The organism is Nguyenibacter sp. L1, from assembly GCF_035199985.1.
GTDB lineage: Bacteria > Pseudomonadota > Alphaproteobacteria > Acetobacterales > Acetobacteraceae > Gluconacetobacter > Gluconacetobacter vanlangensis.
Window position 1 is genome coordinate 2,627,245 of record NZ_CP127015.1, and the last position, 19,216, is coordinate 2,646,460.

A 19,216-nucleotide genomic window follows, 5' to 3' on the forward strand; every position below is an offset into this window, starting at 1 on the left:
GCCGCGCGACATGCCGCGTATTCCATCGCCTGCCCGTCGGTCCTACAAATCTACGGGCAAATCCACGGGCCGGATCGTGCGGATGTCGTTCCGCGCCAGGTCCGGATCGATGCCCGCCCTGCGATGTGCGGCCACTGCGGAGAGTTGGAGTTTGATAAACCCGCTTTCGTTCGAAATCTGCCGCGCCGGGCGCCTGGCCGAAATCATCGACGACCTGGCCCGGCTCCGGATCGCCATATTCCGCGACTGGCCCTATCTCTATGACGGGACCGACCCGGTCTATGAGCGGCGATATCTCGAGGTTTATCTGCGCAGCCCCCATGCGGCGGCCATCGTCGCGCGCGACGATGGCGGGCGGATCGTCGGCGCGTCCACCTGCCTGCTGCTGGCCGATGAAGCCGCCCCCATGCGCGCACCGTTCGAGGTCAGGGGCCAGGATCTGCGGCGGTTCTTCTATTTCGGCGAATCCGTACTGCTGCCCGCCTGTCGCGGCCGGGGCGCCGGGGTCCGCTTCTTCGCGCTGCGCGAGGAGGCGGCGCGCGCCGCCGGTGCCGATTTCGCCGTATTCTGCGCGGTCCACCGTCCGCCGGACCACCCGGCCCGGCCCGCCGGCTGGGTGCCGCTGGACGGATTCTGGGCCCGGCGCGGCTATGCGCGGCTGCCCGGCCTGTCCTGCACCTACCCCTGGAAGGAAGTCGGGACCGGGCACGAGGTCCCCCATCGCCTCGATTTCTGGGGCCGGGCCCTGGGCGCGGTGCCGCTGCCCGAACAGCTTCTGGAGGACAGATGAGCCAGACCTTGCGTCTCGGGGCCTATGCGTGGTCCGTGGAACGGGCGCGCACCCTGCAGGATTACGCGGCGCATCTGGATCGCGTCGTCGCGGAAGGCGCGCGCCAGGCCGATCTGCTGCTGCTGCCGGAATATGCCTGCATGGAGGCCGCGTCCGCGATGACGGACCAGCCCGATCCCACGGCGGAATTGCGGGCGGTCTGCCGGCACAGCGATGCCCTTCTGGACATCATGGTCGCAACGGCGAGACGCCACCGTGTCTGGCTGATGCCCGGCACCCTGCCGCGTCCCGAACCCGGTTTCGTCCGCAACCGGGCGCCGCTGATCGCGCCCGACGGACGGGTGGCATTCCAGGACAAGCATGTCATGACCCGTTTCGAGACCGAAGCCTGGGGCGTGCGGGCCGGCGATCCGCCGGGGGTGTTCGAAACCCCCTGGGGGTTGATCGGCACGGCGATCTGCTACGATTCCGAATTCCCGATGCTGACCCGCGCGCAGATCGAGGCCGGGGCATGGCTGATCCTGGTGCCGACCTGCACCGATACGATGCACGGGTTCAACCGCGTCCGCGTGTCGGCCCAGGCGCGGGCCCTGGAAAACCAGTGCTTCGTCGCGCTGGCGCCGACGGTCGGCGACGCGCCGTGGCTCCAGACCCTCGACGCGAATTGCGGCCGCGCCGCGATCTACGGTCCGATGGACCGGGGCTTCCCGCCCGACGGCATCATCGCGCAGGGCGCGATGAATACCGCGTCCTGGGCCTTCGCCACGCTCGACCCCGCCGCCCTGGACGCGGTACGGCGGGACGGGGCGGTGCGCAACTGCCGCGACTGGCCGGTCCATGTGCCGCCCGCCGCCATCCATTCCTTTGTCTGAAACCCCGCATCGGAGCCCGCCATGTCCGTCGAAACCGCGCGAACGCTGATCGAAACCTATTACCGCACCTTCAATTCCGGCGACCGGGAGGCCTTCCTGGCCCTGCTCACCGACGATGTCGTGCACGACATCAACCAGGGCGGCAGCGAGAGCGGGGTGGCGCCGTTCCGCGCCTTCCTGCACCGCATGGATAGCTGCTACCGCGAGGACATCCGCGACGTGGTGGTCATGGTCAATGAAGACGGCAGCCGCGCGGCCGCGGAATTCGTCGTCCACGGTACGTATCTCAGCACCGACGACGGCCTGCCCGAAGCGCACGGCCAGGGCTACGTGCTGCCGGCGGGGGCGTTCTTCACCCTGCGGGACGGCAAGGTCGCCCGGATCTCGAATTTCTACAACCTGCCGGAATGGACGCGCCAGGTTACGGGGAAATAGCGCGGGACAGGCACGGGGTTTCTGCAACGAGCGACACTTGGACGGAACGGCGTTGAACGCCGCTGAATGAAGGCCACACGGATGATCGCACCGGAACGATGGATTACGGAACACAAGATTCCCGTCGGCACCGCGATGGCGGCGGTGATCGACGTCATCCGGCATTATGGGCTGGGCGTCTTCGACGCGATCAGCGACGTGGTCGGCGCCTGCGCGGACGGCCTGACCACGCTGCTGCTGGATATGCCGCCTTTGCTGCTGGTCGCGGCGGCGGTCGCCGGGGCGTGGTTCCTGCGTCGGTCGTGGGCATTGGTGGCGCTGATCGCGCTGGGGCTGCTGTTCATCATCAACCAGGGATACTGGAACGAGACGATGGCGACGCTGTCGCTGATCCTGTTCTCGACCCTGTGCTGCATGGCGATCGGCGTGCCGCTGGGGGTGGCCGGCGCCCATCATCCCCGGCTGGCGCGGGTGCTGCACCCGATCCTCGACCTGATGCAGACATTGCCGACATTCGTCTATCTGATCCCGACGCTGATCCTGTTCGGCCTGGGCACCGTACCGGGCATGATCTCGACCATCATCTTCGCCTTGCCCGCGCCGATCCGCATGACGCAGATGGGCATCGCGCGCGTGCCGCGCGCGTTGATCGAGGCCGGCGAGGCGTTCGGGGCCACCGAGCGGCAGATTCTATGGAAGATCGAGCTGCCCGCCGCCCTGCCGATGATCCAGGCCGGACTGACGCAATGCATCATGCTCAGCCTGTCCATGGTCGTGATCGCGGCACTGGTCGGGGCAGGGGGACTGGGTGTACCGGTGGTGCGTGCGCTGAATACCGTGCAGGTCGATGTCGGCTTCGAATCCGGTTTCGTCATCGTGCTCCTCGCCATCATGCTCGATCGCCTTTGCCGCGCGAAGGATTCCGCATCATGAGCGAGACGGCGAATGCGGCGCTGGAATTCCGCAACATCGATATCCTGTTCGACCGCAGCGGCCGGCGCGGCGCGATCGAGGCGGCGCTGGCACGGCTGGACGCCGGCGAAACGCGCGAGGAAATCGGCCGCGCCCTGAAGGTGACGGTGGGCGTGGCGGGCGCCAACCTCGCGGTGGCGCGGGGCGAAATCAGCGTGCTGATGGGGCTGTCGGGGTCGGGTAAATCCACCCTGCTGCGCGCGGCCAATCGCTTGAACCGGCCCGTGCGCGGCGAGGTCCGCATCGGCAACGGCTCGGCCTGGCTCGATATCGCGCGTTGCGACGCCGACACGCTGCGCGAACTGCGCAAGACGCGCATCGCCATGGTATTCCAGCAGTTCGGCTTGCTGCCCTGGCGCAGCGTGCGCGACAATGTGGGGTTCGGACTGGAACTGCGCGGCCTGGCCCCGTCGATCCGGCGAGAGATCGTCGAGGAAAAGCTGGCGCTGGTCGGCCTGTCGAACTGGGCCGATGCCCAGGTCCACGAATTGTCGGGCGGCATGCAGCAACGTGTGGGCCTGGCCCGCGCCTTTGCCACGGATGCCGATATCCTGCTGATGGATGAGCCGTTTTCCGCGCTCGACCCGCTCATCCGCCGGAAATTGCAGGACGAGCTGATGGATTTGCAGAAACGGCTGAAGAAGACGATCCTGTTCGTCAGCCACGATATCGACGAGGCGCTGAAGATCGGCAGCCGCATTACGATCATGCGCGAGGGGCGCATCATTCAGACTGGAACGCCCAACGACATCGCCCTGCGTCCGGTCAACGACTATGTGGCGGAATTCATCCGCCACATGAATCCGCTGCCGACCATTTTGGCGTCGACAGTCATGCGACGCTTTCCGGATCTGCCCCTGCGGCCGGACGGGATGCTGGACGGGGGCACTATCGCAATCGCCCCGAACACGATGACGGCACACGTCGCCGGCCAGGACATGCCGCTCAAGGCGTCCAAGGACTGGCAGCACGGATCGCTCTGCGTCGTATCGGCGCAAATGAGCCTCGGCGAGATCATCGCCCTGCGGCAGCGCAGCGGTTTTCCCGTCCTGGTAGAGGAGGACGGCCAATTGATCGGATTGTGCGACGACGCCGATATTCTCCAGGCCTTGTCCGGAGAGCGCCGTTCAGAACCGTGATCCCGCTGTCCCGATCCTGACGTGTCGCCCGTCCCACGGGGCAGGCGATCCATATCCGAAACAAAAACCCCCGGCTCGCGCCGGGGGCTTGGCAGTACTCCGAAGGAACGATCCGAAGGAACGATCCGAAGACCGGCCCCCATCAAGGCATGGGGCGCGATTTCCTCTCAGAACTCCGCACGGACCGACCCGAAGAACTGGCGGGGGGCCCCCAGCAGGAACGACTGGTAATCGCCCGACAGCGGAAAGCCGTTTTCCCCCATCGTCGAGACATAGAACTGGTTGGTCAGGTTGTAGATGTTGAAATCCAGTTCGACGTTCTGCACGAAGCCCAGGGAATGGGCATATTTCCCCATAGTGCCGAACCTGTAGCGCATGCCGAAATCCGCCAGCCAGTAGGACGGCACCTTGGCGTCACCCGTATAGCTCAGGTTGCGCTGCGACATGTAGGACGCATCGATATGCGCGTCGAAGCCGCGATAGGCATAGCTCAGGCTCGATTTGTACATCAGGCGCGGATAGGCGACGACCTGCGATCCCTTGGTGTAATAGGTTACGCCCTGCGACGACACGTTGCTGTCATAGGTCGAATGGTTGTAGCTGATGCTGTTGTACAGCGACACGCCACGGAACAGCCGCATCGTCAGGCCGGCGTCGACGCCATTCATCGTGATGTCGCCCACATTCAGGACCGTGGAAATCGGGTTCACGATATTGCCGGACGTGATCTGCTGCAGGCGATTGGAAAAATCCGTGTGATAGGCATGCAGCGTCGCGTCGAGGAAATGGTCGGAATAGCGATATCCCACCGCATAGGCCCAGTCGCTTTCGGGCTTCAGCGTCGGCCGCGCGTAATTGAAGGCAGCCTGGGTCACCGCGAATGGCGACGCGACGGTCTTGAACTGTCCCTGCGGATAGGCATGCACGTTCTCGGCCACGTCGAAATAGAGTTCATGATGCGTCAGGAAGTGCCAGTCGCCGCTGATATGGGGCAGGAAAGCCCGCGCGGTCGTCAGCGTGCCGGTCGCCGAGGCCCCCGGACCGTAAAAATTCGTATTCAGGTAACCGTCGCCGGCCCGCGACGTGTTCAGCAGCGACTTGAATCCGAAATGCAACGCGACATTCGGCAGCGGGTTATACGTATCCTGGACGAAGGCGGTAAAGGTGTTCGTATTCGTTGTCTGCCCGTAAAGCTGCATGAACGGCGCCTGGTTGGGAGAACCGATCGGGTTGACCGGCGTCCCCTGGATGACGCCATCGACCACGTTCGGCTGCGAATACCCGAACATCGTCGAGACGAACTGGTTGTTCTCGTACCATACGCCCCCTTCGATATGGTTGCGGGCAACCTCGTACTGCACCGAGGACAGGATGCCGAAACGCCGGATGCTCGGCTCCTTCACCTCTTCGAACATCGGCGCCCCGGAAGGAGACGGAGAGAACGGATTGGTCCAGTGATTGTATTGCTGCTCGCCATGTCCATAGAACGTGGTCTTCCACCGCACGCTGTCCGTCAGGCGGAAATCTCCCGTCAGTCCGCCGAAATAATCGGTCGTGGCCGACGTGCTGTCGTAATAGGCCGCGTCGGCCTTGTCGCCGATGCCGTCGAACGAGGCGGGATAATGGCCCAGCGCAGCCTGGATGGCCGCGATATAGCCGCTGGGTTTGCCGTTATAGTAATTGTCGATGTAATTTCCACCATTCTTCCAGATATCAAGCGAATAGTCCTGATAGTTGAACTGCTCGTACTGGCTGAAATCGAAGAAGCTGGAAATCCGGCTGTCGTCCCCGATCGGCTGGACGAATTTCGCGTTCACCTGCTGGAAGAACTGGTCGCCGCCCCCCTTCCATTTGTCGGTGTCGTTGCGCATGTAGGACACATAGAACTTGGTGCCGGTATGGTTCAGCGTGCCGCTGTCGAGGCGGATGAAGGTATGATACAACGCGTTGCTGCCGAAGGTCTGGGCCACCGTGCCGCCCATCCTGTTCTTCGGGTCCGAGGAATGGTACTCGATCGAGCCGCCGAGATTGTTGGTGCTGGCGACGGATTCCGCCCCCGCGCCGGTCGATACGTCCAGCCGGCCGACATTTTCCGAACTGATCGCCTGAATGGGATTGAGGCCGTTATAGTTGCGATAGGCCAGTTCACCCAGCGGAATGTCGTCCAGAGTCGTGCTGATCTGGTTCTGCAGGAAACCATGCATGTAGATCTGGGTCGACCAGGTATCGACACCCTGCGGATCGTCGGACTGGAACATCACGCCGGGCTGCTGCGCCAGGACCTTCAGCGGGTTCGTGCCCGGCACGGAACGCGCGATCGCACTGGCCCCCACCGTGATCATCGTGCCATGCGCGCGCCGGCGGGCCGAAATGGCGATATCCTCGTTCTGCGGCAGCGGCGCGCGGACGATCGCGCGTTTCGCCGCGACGGGGGTCGGGGCCGCAGCAGCGGTTTTGGCGACCTTCCCATGGTGCCGGCCGTGCGGCGACGCCGCCTGGGCCGCATGCCCGGCCGCCAGGAGGGAAACCATGACGGTGGACGAGAACAGGACCGTGGAGAGACGCTCGCCGTAATTTTTCGCAGGTCGCCGCATGCTGCTAAGGACTCCGTGATCTATGTTCGTAACGCGGACTCTAAAAAGCATCCTTCGGAATGGAACGACCTTCGACACATTCCCCGACGAGGGCGGATCAACCCGACGCCATCATGACTCCCTCACCCTGCAAGGTTAGGAACCCGGATCGCGCCCCGCATGAACGAAAGCGACACGCCTTATTTCGAATACGTCACAAGGTAGGCGCGTGCCGTCCTGTCGCAGGACTTCAAGCTCATGTCGCCTGCATCAGCGATAGCGGCATGGAAGCCATCCTAGGATTTCCTGCATTCTGCGCGTCAGCTTGCGCATCACAGTCGGGATCCGGCGACATCGGGGGGCCTCTTCACTCCCGGGGACAAAGCGGTCTTGCACAGGAAAGGCAGCCTCATGCACCTTATGATCAATGAAGCGGAACAGGGCGATCGCCGGCGTTTCTTTGCCGAACCTCTCGACGAGACCGATCCGGCAGTCGCCGCGATCCTCCGTGATGAGCTGCGCCGGCAGCAGGACGGCATCGAATTGATCGCGTCGGAGAACCTGACATCCTTCGCGGTCCTCGAGGCCCAGGGTTCGGTCCTGACTAACAAATATGCCGAGGGCCTGCCGGGCAGGCGCTATTACGGCGGCTGCGGCGACGTGGACCGCGTCGAGACGCTGGCCATCGACCGCGTCAGGCAGCTCTTCGGCGCGGCATTCGCCAATGTGCAGCCTCACTCGGGTGCCAACGCCAACCAGGCGGCCTTCATGGCGCTGGGCAAGCCCGGCGACGTCATACTCGGTCTGAGCCTCGCGGCCGGCGGCCACCTGACGCACGGCGCGGCGCCGAACTATTCCGGCAAATGGTTCCGGTCGGTCCAGTACGGCGTTCACCCCGACACCGGGCTGCTCAATTATGACGAGGTGGAACGCCTCGCGCGCGAACACCAGCCCAGGATCATCGTCGCCGGCAGTTCGGCCTATCCGCGCATCATCGATTTCGCCCGTTTCCGCAGGATCGCGGACGCGGTCGGGGCCTATCTGATGGTCGACATGGCGCATTTTGCGGGCCTGGTCGCGGCGGGGCTCTATCCGAACCCGCTCCCGCACGCCCACATCGTCACCAGCACGACGCACAAGACCCTGCGCGGCCCGCGTGGCGGCATCATCCTGACCAACGACGCCGACCTGGCGAAGAAGGTCAATGCGGCGGTCTTCCCCGGCCTGCAGGGCGGGCCGTTGATGCATGTGATCGCCGCCAAGGCGGTCGCGTTCGGCGAAGCGCTGCAGCCATCCTACGCGTCCTACCAGCGCGCCGTCGTCGAGAACGCGGCGGCCCTGGCCGACGAATTGCTCCGCCGTGGTTTCGACATCGTGACCGGGGGCACGGACAGCCACCTGGTCCTCGTCGATCTGCGCCCGAAGAAAGTGACCGGCAAGGTCGCCGACGCGGCGCTGGAGCGCGCGGGCATCACCGCCAACAAGAACGCGGTGCCGGACGATCCCGAATCCCCGTTCGTCACGTCGGGCGTGCGGCTGGGCAGCCCGGCCGCCACGGCCCGCGGCTTCGGCACCGCCGAATTCCGCGAGATCGGGCGCTTCATCGACGAAATCCTCAGCGCGCACGGCACGCCGGCCGCCCAAGAGGTCGAAAATCGCGTCAAGGCCGAGGTTCAGGCACTCTGCCGCCGTTTCCCGATCTATGATGTCGCCTATCCGGGCGCCTGAGCGCCATTTGCCGAGAGAAGCATGATCAGCCTGTTCGACCTTTTCAAAGTCGGTATCGGTCCGTCCTCGTCCCACACGGTCGGGCCCATGCGCGCCGCACAGCGCTTCGCCGCCGCGCTGGCGCCTCTCGACAGGGTGGCCCGGCTTCGGGTCACCCTCTACGGGTCGCTGGCCTGGACCGCGCAGGGCCATGCCACGGACAATGCCGTCATCCTGGGCCTGACGGGCGAAAGCCCCCAGAGCGTCGATCCCGACAAGGTGGCCGGCATCGTGGCGGATGTCGGCGCCAGCCGCAGCGTGACCATCCAGGGGCGCAGCATCGCCTTCGATCCCGCGGCGGACCTGGTCCTGGACCGCGACACCATTCCGCCCGTCCACCCCAACACCCTGCAGTTCGAAGCCCTCGACAGCGCGGGCAACCTTCTGGAGCGCGCCCGCTTCTGCTCCGTCGGCGGCGGCTTCATCGTCCGCGAGGACGCGACCGAAAGCGCGGGCTACATGCAGCCCGACGTGCCGTTCGACTTCGTCAGCGGGGCGCAGCTCCTGGACCAGACCCGGCAAAGCGGGCTGAGCATCGCCGGCATCGTCATGGCCAACGAGACCGCCCTGCGTCCGCGCGCGGAGACCGAAGCCTATCTCGACCACGTCATCGACGTGATGATGGCGTGCATCGAACGCGGGCTGAGCCATGGCGGCACCCTGCCGGGCCGATTGAAGGTACGCCGCCGCGCCGCCGCCCTTCACGAGCGGCTGTGCGCGCAAGAGACCGTCAATGCCCGATCGGCCCACGGGATCATGGACTGGATCAGCCTGTTCGCGATTGCCGTGAACGAGGAAAACGCGGCGGGCGGACGCGTGGTCACCGCCCCCACCAACGGAGCGGCGGGCATCATTCCCGCCGTCCTGCGCTATTATCGCGATTTCTGCCCCCATGCCTCGGCCGATGCCGCCCGTCAGGGCATGCGCGACTTCCTGCTGACGGCGGCCGCGATCGGCGGCCTGTTCAAGCTCAACGCCTCGATTTCGGGCGCCGAGGTCGGCTGCCAGGGTGAAGTCGGGGTGGCGTCCTCGATGGCCGCCGCCGGCCTCGCCGCCGCCCTGGGCGCCGACCCGCTCCAGGTGGAAAACGCCGCCGAAATCGGCATGGAACACCATCTGGGCATGACCTGCGACCCGGTGGCCGGCCTGGTGCAGATCCCCTGCATCGAACGCAACGCCTTCGGCGCGGTCAAGGCCATCAACGCCGCCTCGCTCGCCATGCACGGCGACGGCACGCACCACGTCTCGCTCGACCAGGTCATCCGCACCATGGCCGAAACCGGCCGCGACATGAACCACCGCTACAAGGAAACCTCCCTCGGCGGATTGGCCGTCAACCTCCCCGAGTGCTGATTTAGGGCCGCAGGATCATGCCCGGCGGGCGGTCAGGCGCCGCCGATGCGTTGCCGGGTCAGCCAGTCCGGCGCCTCGAAGAACGGGGCGTTGGAGGCCGGCAACGGCGGCAGGCCCCTGATGTGATCGGCGGCCTTCTCGGCGATCATGATGGTCGGGCCGTTCAGGTTGCCGTTGGTGACGCGCGGCATGATCGAGGAATCGACGACCCGTACCCCCTCGACCCCGATCACCCGCGTCTGCGGATCGACCACCGCCATCGGATCGTCCACCGCCCCGATCGCGCAGGTGCAGGAGGGATGGAGCGCGCTTTCGACGCGCTGGCGGATAAAGGCATCGATCTGTTCGTCGGTCACGCAGGCCGCGCCAGGCTGCAGCTCCTCGCCCCGGAACGGGTCGAAGGCGGGCTGGGCGAAGATCTCGCGCGTCAGGCGGACGCACGCGCGCATTTCGGTCCAGTCGTCCGGATGGCTCATGTAATTGAACTGGATCTTCGGCTTGTCCGCCGGATCGGCCGAACGCAGCCGCACCCACCCCCGGCTCTTCGAACGCATCGGCCCGACATGCGCCTGGTATCCATGGCTCCGTGCCAGGCCCTTGCCGTCATAGGTCACGGCCAGCGGCAGGAAATGGAACTGGATGTCGGGATAGCGGATGCCGGCGCGACTGCGGATGAAGCCGCAGCTTTCGAAATGGTTGGTGGCGCCCAGGCCGTCCTTGAACAGCAGCCAGCGCAGGCCGATCCGCGCGCGCGCCCAGGGCGACATCGCGGAATAGAGCGTGATCGGCTGGCGGCAGGCGACCTGGAAATAGAATTCCAGATGGTCCTGCAGGTTTTCCCCCACGCCGGGCCGGTCGGCCAGCACCGTAATCCCGTGGTCGCGCAGTTCCGCCGCCGGACCGATCCCCGACAATTTCAGAAGCTGCGGCGAATTGATCGGCCCCCCGCACAATATGACCTCGCGCCGCGCACGGGCCTCATGCGCCACGCCGCGGCGGGTGTAGGCCAGTCCCGTGGCCCGCCGGCCCTCGAACAGGATGCGCGTGGCGCGGGCATGGGTCTCCAGCGTCAGGTTGGGGCGCTTCAGCGCCGGCCGCAGATAGGCGTTCGCGGTGCTCCAGCGCCGGCCGCGACGCACCGTCATGCTCATCCGGTCGAAGCCTTCCTGGCGGAATCCGTTATAGTCGCCGGTACGGCCATATCCAGCCTGCTCGCCCGCCTTCATCCACGCATCGTGCAGCGGATTGTCCAGCGTGCCGTATTGCGTGTGCAGCGGGCCGCCGCGCCCGCGATAGGAATCGTCGCCCTCCGCGCAATCCTCGGCCCGGCGGAAATAAGGCAGCACATGGCGATAGCCCCAGCCCGCCGCGCCGGCATCCTCCCATTCCTGATAGTCCAGGGCATGGCCGCGCACATAGACCATGCCGTTGATCGACGACGACCCGCCCAGCCCCTTGCCGCGCGGGGTGTGCATGCGGCGGCCGTCCAGGTGCGGTTCCGGCTCGCTTTCATAGAACCAGTTGAACCGCTTCGAATGCATCGGCATGGCAAGCGCGCTCGGCATCTGCACGATGACCGAGCGGTCGCTGCCGCCGAATTCCAGCAGCAGCACGGTGCTGCGCCCGTCCTCGGTCAGCCGGTTGGCCAGCACGCACCCGGCCGAGCCGGCACCGACGATGATATAGTCATAGTCCCGCATCAGTACGGCGCCTCGATATCGCCAAGCGCCACATAGACGCTCTTGGTCTGGGTGTAGTGATCCAGCGCCGCGCGGCCGTTTTCGCGCCCGAGGCCCGATTGCTTGTAGCCGCCGAAGGGCAGCTCGACCGGCGTGACGTTGTACTGGTTGATCCAGCAGGTTCCGGCCTCCAGCCGCGCGACCACCCGGTGCGCGCGGGCCAGGTCGCGGGTAAAGACGCCGGCGGCCAGGCCGAACGGGGTCGCGTTGGCGCGGGCCACGGCCTCGTCCTCGTCGGTGAAATCCAGGACCGTCATCACCGGCCCGAAGATTTCCTCCCGCACGATCGTCATGTCGTCGCGGCAGTCGGTGAACACGGTCGGTTCGACGAACGCGCCGCGACGGAGCGCGCCGCGCATCGCGCGCCGGCCGCCGGTCAGCAGTTCGGCGCCTTCCGCCCTGCCGGCCGTGATATAGGCCAGGACCTTGTGCATATGCGCGTCCGAGATCAGCGCGCCGACCTGCGTCCGCGGGTCGAGCGGATCGCCGATCGTCATCGCCGACACGCGCGCCTTCAGCCGGTCGAGGAAACGCCCGCGAATGCCCGCCTGGACAAAGACGCGCGTGGCATTGGAACAGATCTCGCCCGCTGAAAAGAAATTGCCCAGCAGCGCGGCGGACACCGCGTTTTCCACGTCGGCATCGTCGAAGACGATCAGCGGCGATTTTCCGCCCAGTTCCAGCGTGACATATTTCAGGGTGGCGGCGGCGTCCGCCATCACCCTGCGGCCGGTGCCGACCTCGCCGGTCAGGGATATTTTTCGGATCTGCGGCGCGCGGGTCAGCAACTGCCCGGTCTCGCGCGTGCCCTGCACGACGTTGAACACCCCGTCGGGCAATCCGGCCTCGCGGAAGATCGCCGCTAGGCGCACCGCCGTCAGCGGCGTCAGTTCGGCGGGCTTGAAGATCATCGCGTTGCCGCAGGCCAGCGCCGGCGCCGCCTTCCAGCAGGCGATCTGGATCGGATAGTTCCAGGCGCCGATCCCCGCGACGACGCCAAGCGGCTCGCGCCGTGTATAGCCGAAGGCCGCCTCGCCCAGATCGACGCTGTCGCCCGTCATCGTCGCGGCCATGGCCGCGAAATACTCCAGCGCGTCGGCGCCGGACAGGATGTCGACGCACGACGTCTCGGCGATCGGCTTGCCGGTATCCAGCGTTTCGATCCGCGCCAGCTCCGCATTGTCGCGGCGCAGCAGGTCGGCGGCCCGGCGCAGGATCCGCGCCCGTTCGGCGCCGGTTCGGGCGGCCCATTCCGCCTGCCCGCGCGCCGCGGACTCGATCGCCTGCGCCACCAGGGGCTCGCCGGCTTCCGCGATTTCGGCCAGGACCGCGCCGGTTGCCGGATTGCGGGTCTCGAACCGCGGCCCGTCGCCCATGACGGGCCGGCCGTCGATCCAGCTCGCGCACAGCCCCTCCGGAGCGCCGCGCAAAATGGCGGGGGGTGCTGACGGAATCGTGTCGGCCCCGATCTGGCTGCGAAGAAAGCCAAGGACCTGCTGCCGGGCGATGCGTCCGTCGGACAGGGACGGCGCGGCCAGCGCCGCGCGCAGCCAGGTGCCGTCGATCAGCGCGGCCAGGGTGTCGGCGATGGCGCGGGCCTGGGGGCCGGGCACCAGCGCGCCGAGATCATGCCGCAGGTTCGAAAGCATGCGGGCCTGATAGGCCCGCTGGATGCGGCCCAGCGTGGGGACATGCACCGCCTGGCCCCACAGGGCCAGCCAGACCGCGACGTGGCGGGCGGTGAATTGCTCCTGCCCCAGGCAGACATCGATCAGGGCTTCCAGCCGCCCCCACGGACCGTGCGCGGCGCGCTGCGCCCGCGCGACATCGGCCGACAGCGCGGCGGCCGTGCCGCGGAACGCCAGCCCCAGCAGCGTGTCCTTGTCGCCGAAATAATGGACCAGCAGCGCGGGTGACACGCCGGCATGCCCGGCGATGCGGGCCATCGTCGCGCCGGCCAGGCCATGCTCGACCAATATATCCAGCGTCGCGGCCACCAGTTCCCGGCGGCGCTTCAACTCGACCGGCGTCAGATGAGAGGATTGGCTCATGAACATACCGTGCCATAAACTGAATACGCGTTCAACTCCCGTTTTCAGATCGCCCATGACCAGATGGAATTACGGATATATTCAGTAAAATAATGGAATGTCATCGCTGCATGGGCGTTTAACGTGCCACGAAACAGGCCATGCGGATGATACGGGCTGCCGCGGCGCGCATTCCTGCTGATTCCATTCCTTGTTGGTTCCTTGTTGAACGGGCGTTTCACTTTCCATGCGCCAGGTCGCAATCCTTCAAGAAAGTGACGGATTTATTATTTCGTAGACGCAATGTCTGAATGAACATTCAATCCACGCCGGAAATCACCGGGCCCCGCCGCCTGAAGAATGGGACGACCAAGATGAAGCAGGCCTCGCGTCTTCTGACATGCCTCTTGACGACGGCCCTGGCGGTCCCGGCCATACCGGCATGGGCGGCGGCGGCGGCGTCCCCGGGCGGAAAGACGCGCGCGCCCGGCAAGGCCCGCGCCGTCGCGGCCGAGGCGCTGACGGTCAGTCACGCCCGTACCACGGCCCACGGCGCGACGGTGATTCTCGGACGGCAGGTTCTCGATCAGTTCGTACCGGGGACCAGCGCCGCGAAAATGCTGAGCCGGCTGCCGGGGATCAATTTCGTGTCGGACGATCCGCTGGGGACCGATAGCTGGGGATCGGCGCTGTATATGCGCGGCTTCACCCAGCAGCAGCTCGGCTTCGCCCTGGACGGCATCCCCCTCGGTGCGCAGGATTACCGGCCTTATAATGGATTGATGAGCACGTTCGCCATCTCGCCGGACAACATTGCCGCCATGGACGTCTCGCAGGGGGCGGGGGCGCTGGCCATGCCCTCGACGACCAATCTGGGCGGCGCGGTCGAACTGCGCAGCGTCGATCCGCAAATGACGCGCGGCGGCACCGTATCGCAGACTTTCGGCAGTAACCAGACCTACCGCACCTTCGTGCGCCTGGATACCGGCGTGCTGAACCGGTCCGGAACGCGCATGTTGGTGTCCTACGCCCGGGCGGACGGCCGGAAATGGAAGGGCAACGGCGATCAGTTCGACCAGCAGGTCAATGCCAAGCTGGTGCAGCCCATCGCCGGCGCCGGCAGGCTGACATTGTTCTTCGACTGGAACCAGACCATGCAGTTCGCCTATGCGGACCAGAGCCTGGCGATGCTGAAGGCGCTGGGCACGCGCAACGATTATTACTGGCCCTATTACAACCTGGCCTATCTGGCGGCGCAAGGGATCTATCAGCCCTCGCTCGCCGGGTTTTCGGATGCGATCGACGTGTCCTATTATGACGGGGTGACGATCGCCAAGGATTATCTCGGCGGGGCCACGCTGCAACTGCCGCTGACCGACCGCCTGGACTGGAATACGGTCCTCTACGGCCATGGCCAGCGGCAATGGCAGACCTGGACCAGTCCCTATACGCCCTCGCCCGACGGCGCGCCGCTGTCCGAACAGGTGATCGAGCCGCGCACCCAGCGATACGGCTTCACCAGCGCCCTCGATTATCAGCTCGGCATCAACAGGATCGAAGGCGGACTCTGGTACGAAAACGATCATTATATCTCGGACGAATTCCAGTACCCCGAACCGCTCCTGGGGCAGGGGGAACCGCTGGATGCCGTCAATGGCCGCTTCGGCACCCCGTTCCAGGAGAACTGGGGCATGGATTACTGGTCCAATACGGTGCAGACGCACCTGCAGGATACGATCCGTCCGACCCGCAACCTGGTGTTCAATCTCGGCTTCCGCTCGCTGGTGGTAACGACGCGGGGCGGCGGCGTGGCCAATGACGTCGCCTATAACGGGCAAGAGACGTTGCCCTATGGAACGCTGACCGCCGCCAACGGATTCCTGCCGGATTTCAGGGCCGACTGGCATTTTCTGCGGCATCACGAACTCTATCTCGACATCACGAAGAACATGCGCGGCTACGGCATGAGCGGCTATCAGTTGGGCTCGGCCTGGGGCGTCTCCAACCAGCAGACCTTCGAGGCGCTGAAGCGCACGATCCAGCCCGAAACCGACTGGGTCTATGACCTGGGCTATCGCTATTCCGGCCGCCTGCTGCAGGGGTCGCTCAATCTCTATCACGTGGATTTTTCCAACCGGCTGCAGTCCCTGACGGCGGGAACGATCATCCAGCCGATCTCCACCGTGATCAATGTCGGCGGCGTCACGATGAACGGCCTGGACGCCGCCCTGACGCTGACGCCGCTGCGCGGGCTGGCGATCACCAACAGCGTCAGCTACAACCATGCCGTCTACGACAACAATATCACCACCCAGGGCACGACCTACTTCCTCAAGGGGCAGCAGGTCGTCAATTATCCGCGCGTCATGTACAAATCCAACGTGACGTACAATTTCCATGACGCGCAAATCCATTTCGATGCCGCCTATACGTCGCGGCGGAATTTCAGCTATGTCGGCGACATGTCGGTCCCGGGGTTCTGGATGGCGTCGCTGGGGGCACGATACCGTTTCGGCGATTATCGGTTCCTGAAGAACATCACCGTGGATTTCAACGTCTACAACCTGTTCAATTCATCCTATGTCTCGCAGATGGGCGAGAACGGCAACCCGCTGTCCGGGGATTACCAATCCGTGCTCGTCGGCGCGCCCAGGCAGTATTTCGGGACGATCAGCACCAGATTCTGATATCCCGTCCGATTTGTAGGTTTGCGACACCATATGCGTGAACGGATGACGCATCCGTTCTAGCAATGGGATCGCTTGCGTGATCTCCTCTCCCCTGAGATGTGCTTCCGGGATATCGTTGCGTATCTGCATCATATTGGTGCCGGCGCCGGCGGCATGATGTCTCGCAACGGGCGCCAGGCCTCGCCGATCGTCATATTTCAGCTCGGAAGGATATTGCACAATCCGCTCCCGCCCCGATTTCCCACGACTGGATCGATATCGGAACGGCTCAGGCCGCTGTCGGAAATCGCCTGCAATCTCATCATCCCTTTCCAGATCGTCGGTACGGTATCGATCCAATGGGGCGCGCGCATGATCGGATTCCGGTCTTGAACACAGGAACGATTTCGATGAAAAAGATCAGGATTCTCCCGGCATTCTATACGTTGCTCCTGGCAACGTCATCGCATGCGGCCTGGGCCGCGAAGAGGCACAAGGCCGATACCGCGCATCCCGCAGCATCGTCGCACCGTATGGACCAGGGTATGCGGCCTGCGCGCCGCGTCGTCGCCGCGCGGCCCGAAACATTCAGCGTGGTGGGATTGCGCAAGGCGCGGGCGACATCGGTCGTGGTGGGGCAGGACCTGATCGCGAAATCCGTGCCGGGCACCAATCCGCTGAAAGTGCTCGCCCAGATGCCGGGCGTGATGTTCCAGTCCGACGACCCCCAGGGGCTGGATACCTGGTCCAACCAGTTTTACATGCACGGGTTCTTCCAGAATCAGATCGGCATGACGCTGGACGGAATTCCGCTGGGCGATCAGGAATTCCACAGCATGAACGGCCTGAATTCGGTGGCGGCCATCAGTTCCGAAAATGTCGCGCGCATGGACGCGACAATGAGCGCCGGGGCCGAAGATACCGCGTCGACCAGCAATCTCGGTGGCGCGGTGGCGTTCCATTCCTCCGACCCCAGCCACAAGATGGGCGCGAAGATCGTCCAGACCTTCGGCAGCAACAATACGTTCCATACCTATCTGCGCGGAGATTCCGGCGATCTCGACGCCCAGGGATCGCGTTTCTACATGTCCTATCTGCGCAACGACATGGATAAATGGAAAGGCGGCGCCAATCAGTTCTCGCAGCAGGTCAATGCCAAGTTCGTCCAGCCGGTCGGAGAATCCAGCTCGGTCTCGGCCTATTTCGACTGGACCGATTTCGAACTCTACAATTACCAGGACATGTCCTTCGACATGCTGAAGAACGGCGGATATGACATAGACAATTTCATCGGAACGCCGAACGGCTATGCCAAGGCCTATCGTTCCGCGCTGTCGCTGAACGGCCTGCCGGGCGGCGCGTTGCCGCCGGGTTATACGAAAATGTCCGATCCGTGGGACGCATCCTATTATGACGGCGCGACGCTCGAGCGCGACTATCTCGGCGGCATGAATTTCCATTTCCTGCTGACGGACCGGCTGAGCTGGGACAGCGTCATATACGGGCACGGACAATATATGCGCGGCACCTGGGCCAGCCCCTATATGTCCTCGCCCAACGGGGCGCCGCTGTTCGACCAGATGACGCTCCAGCACAGCCAGCGCGGCGGCTTCACCACCGCCCTGCATTATGATGTCGCGCATAATCACATCAGCACCGGCATCTGGTACGAAGGGCTCCACACCGATATCGGCCGCTGGGCGTTCCAGGAACCGTTGCTGGGGCAGGGATCGCCCGTCAACTCGCTGGGGTCGCTGCCCGCGCCGTTCGCGCGACTCTGGCGGGAACAGATCAATTCCAACAGCTTCACCGGCTTCGCCGAGGACACCTACAGCCCGCTGTCCAACCTGGCGCTGCATTTCGGCTTCCGCGCTCTGTTGCAGACGGCGCGGGCGGGGGATACGCAGAATCTCCAATCCTATACCGGCACCAACGCGCTCGCCTCCGGTTCGATCACGACCGCCAAGGCATTTCTGCCCCATATCAGCGCGGACTGGCATTTCCTCCGGCGGCACGAAGCGTTCTTCGATATCACCGAAAATGTGAAATCCTATCCGATCGCCGCCTACAAGCAGGGGGCGTCGCCCTTCGCGCTGAGCCAGAGCACCTTCGACCAGCTCCAGAAACAGGGCGGGCTGAAGCCGGAAACCGACTGGAACTACGCCGTCGGCTATCGTTTCACCGACCGGCTCGTGCAGGCGTCGCTCTATGCCTATCACACGGATTTCAAGAATCGCCTGCAACAGATCACGTCCGGCACGATCGTCAATCCGGTCTCCACCGTGGCGAATGTCGGCGGCGTGACCATGAACGGCATCGATGCGGGCCTGACCGTGACGCCGCTCCGGGGGCTGTCGATCTATAACAGCGTCAGCTACAACCACGCCACCTACGACGACAATTTGGCCGAGCCCGGCATCGTCTATCACCTCAAGGGTCAGCAGGTCGTGTCCTATCCGCGGCTGATGTACAAGAACAGCCTGTCCTACGCCTGGCGCGACTTCGATGCGCATTTCGACACGACCTATATGGGAACCAGGAATTTCAGCTATACGGGCGACATGAAGGTCCCCCATTACTGGCTGGAATCCCTGGGCGCGCGCTATCATCTGGGCAGGGGATACGGCGTCGCCAGGGACCTGACGTTCGAATTCAATGTCTACAACCTGACCAACGTCAAATACATTTCCACGATGGGCGAGAACGGACTGCCGATGACCGGCGATTACCAATCCTTCCTGGTCGGCGCGCCGCGTCAGTTTTTCGGCACCATCCGCGCGGGATTCTGATCCACTGTGCCGTCATGGGCGGCAATTGCCGGGCCGGACGGATCGCGCCTGATCCCGTTCGCGCCGGTATCGGAAGAGGCGGAGCACT

General features: G+C 64.7%; 12 protein-coding genes. 9 read left to right on the top strand and 3 right to left on the bottom strand.

Features of this window, described 5'->3' with window-relative positions; translation table 11 throughout:
* Nucleotides 1–151: 151 nt before the first annotated feature.
* The 5 genes from QN315_RS11895 to QN315_RS11915 all read left to right on the top strand — a co-directional run bounded on the left by QN315_RS11895 (nucleotide 152) and on the right by QN315_RS11915 (nucleotide 4,208).
* Nucleotides 152–790, top strand: coding sequence for a GNAT family N-acetyltransferase (locus tag QN315_RS11895; RefSeq protein ID WP_323989473.1), 639 nt, complete (start codon nucleotides 152–154; stop codon nucleotides 788–790).
* A complete protein-coding gene (locus QN315_RS11900) occupies nucleotides 787–1,662 on the top strand; it encodes a carbon-nitrogen hydrolase family protein (RefSeq protein ID WP_323989475.1) in 876 nt (291 codons plus the stop codon). Before QN315_RS11895 ends, QN315_RS11900 begins: the two co-directional genes overlap by 4 nt.
* Nucleotides 1,663–1,683: 21 nt before the next feature.
* On the top strand, nucleotides 1,684–2,097 hold the full coding sequence (locus QN315_RS11905) for a ketosteroid isomerase-related protein (RefSeq protein WP_323989476.1): 414 nt from the start codon (nucleotides 1,684–1,686) through the stop codon (nucleotides 2,095–2,097).
* Between the two features lie 66 nt (nucleotides 2,098–2,163).
* A complete protein-coding gene (gene choW / locus QN315_RS11910; RefSeq protein WP_246285405.1) occupies nucleotides 2,164–3,030 on the top strand; it encodes a choline ABC transporter permease subunit in 867 nt (288 codons plus the stop codon).
* Nucleotides 3,027–4,208: an ATP-binding cassette domain-containing protein gene (locus QN315_RS11915; protein ID WP_323989477.1), complete on the top strand. Its 1,182-nt coding sequence runs from the start codon at nucleotides 3,027–3,029 to the stop codon at nucleotides 4,206–4,208. Before choW ends, QN315_RS11915 begins: the two co-directional genes overlap by 4 nt.
* Nucleotides 4,209–4,375: 167 nt before the next feature.
* Here the strand turns inward: QN315_RS11915 and QN315_RS11920 are convergent, their stop codons facing one another.
* Nucleotides 4,376–6,802, bottom strand: coding sequence for a TonB-dependent receptor domain-containing protein (locus QN315_RS11920; RefSeq protein WP_323989478.1), 2,427 nt, complete (start codon nucleotides 6,800–6,802; stop codon nucleotides 4,376–4,378).
* 399 nt (nucleotides 6,803–7,201) lie between these two features.
* Here QN315_RS11920 and glyA point away from each other — a divergent pair, with 399 nt between their 5' ends.
* Nucleotides 7,202–8,509, top strand: coding sequence for a serine hydroxymethyltransferase (gene glyA / locus QN315_RS11925; RefSeq protein WP_323993445.1), 1,308 nt, complete (start codon nucleotides 7,202–7,204; stop codon nucleotides 8,507–8,509).
* A gap of 21 nt (nucleotides 8,510–8,530) precedes the next feature.
* Nucleotides 8,531–9,901 carry an L-serine ammonia-lyase gene (locus QN315_RS11930; RefSeq protein ID WP_323989479.1) on the top strand — a complete coding sequence of 457 codons (1,371 nt, stop codon included), beginning with the start codon at nucleotides 8,531–8,533 and terminating at the stop codon, nucleotides 9,899–9,901.
* A gap of 32 nt (nucleotides 9,902–9,933) precedes the next feature.
* On the opposite strand, the gene betA is transcribed toward QN315_RS11930, so the two are convergent.
* Nucleotides 9,934–11,604 (bottom strand): choline dehydrogenase, encoded by a 1,671-nt coding sequence (betA, locus tag QN315_RS11935; protein WP_323993448.1) that lies wholly within the window; start codon nucleotides 11,602–11,604, stop codon nucleotides 9,934–9,936.
* Nucleotides 11,601–13,691 carry a betaine-aldehyde dehydrogenase gene (gene betB / locus QN315_RS11940; RefSeq protein WP_323989481.1) on the bottom strand — a complete coding sequence of 697 codons (2,091 nt, stop codon included), beginning with the start codon at nucleotides 13,689–13,691 and terminating at the stop codon, nucleotides 11,601–11,603. The genes betA and betB overlap by 4 nt, the downstream gene beginning before the upstream one ends.
* Before the next feature lie 290 nt (nucleotides 13,692–13,981).
* Between betB and QN315_RS11945 the strand changes: the two genes are divergently transcribed.
* Together QN315_RS11945 and QN315_RS11950 are read left to right on the top strand one after the other, a co-directional pair.
* Nucleotides 13,982–16,357, top strand: a complete 2,376-nt coding sequence (locus QN315_RS11945; protein WP_323989482.1) for a TonB-dependent receptor domain-containing protein — start codon at nucleotides 13,982–13,984, stop codon at nucleotides 16,355–16,357.
* Between the two features lie 392 nt (nucleotides 16,358–16,749).
* Nucleotides 16,750–19,128, top strand: a complete 2,379-nt coding sequence (locus QN315_RS11950) for a TonB-dependent receptor domain-containing protein (RefSeq protein ID WP_323989484.1) — start codon at nucleotides 16,750–16,752, stop codon at nucleotides 19,126–19,128.
* The last annotated feature ends 88 nt before the right edge of the window (nucleotides 19,129–19,216 follow it).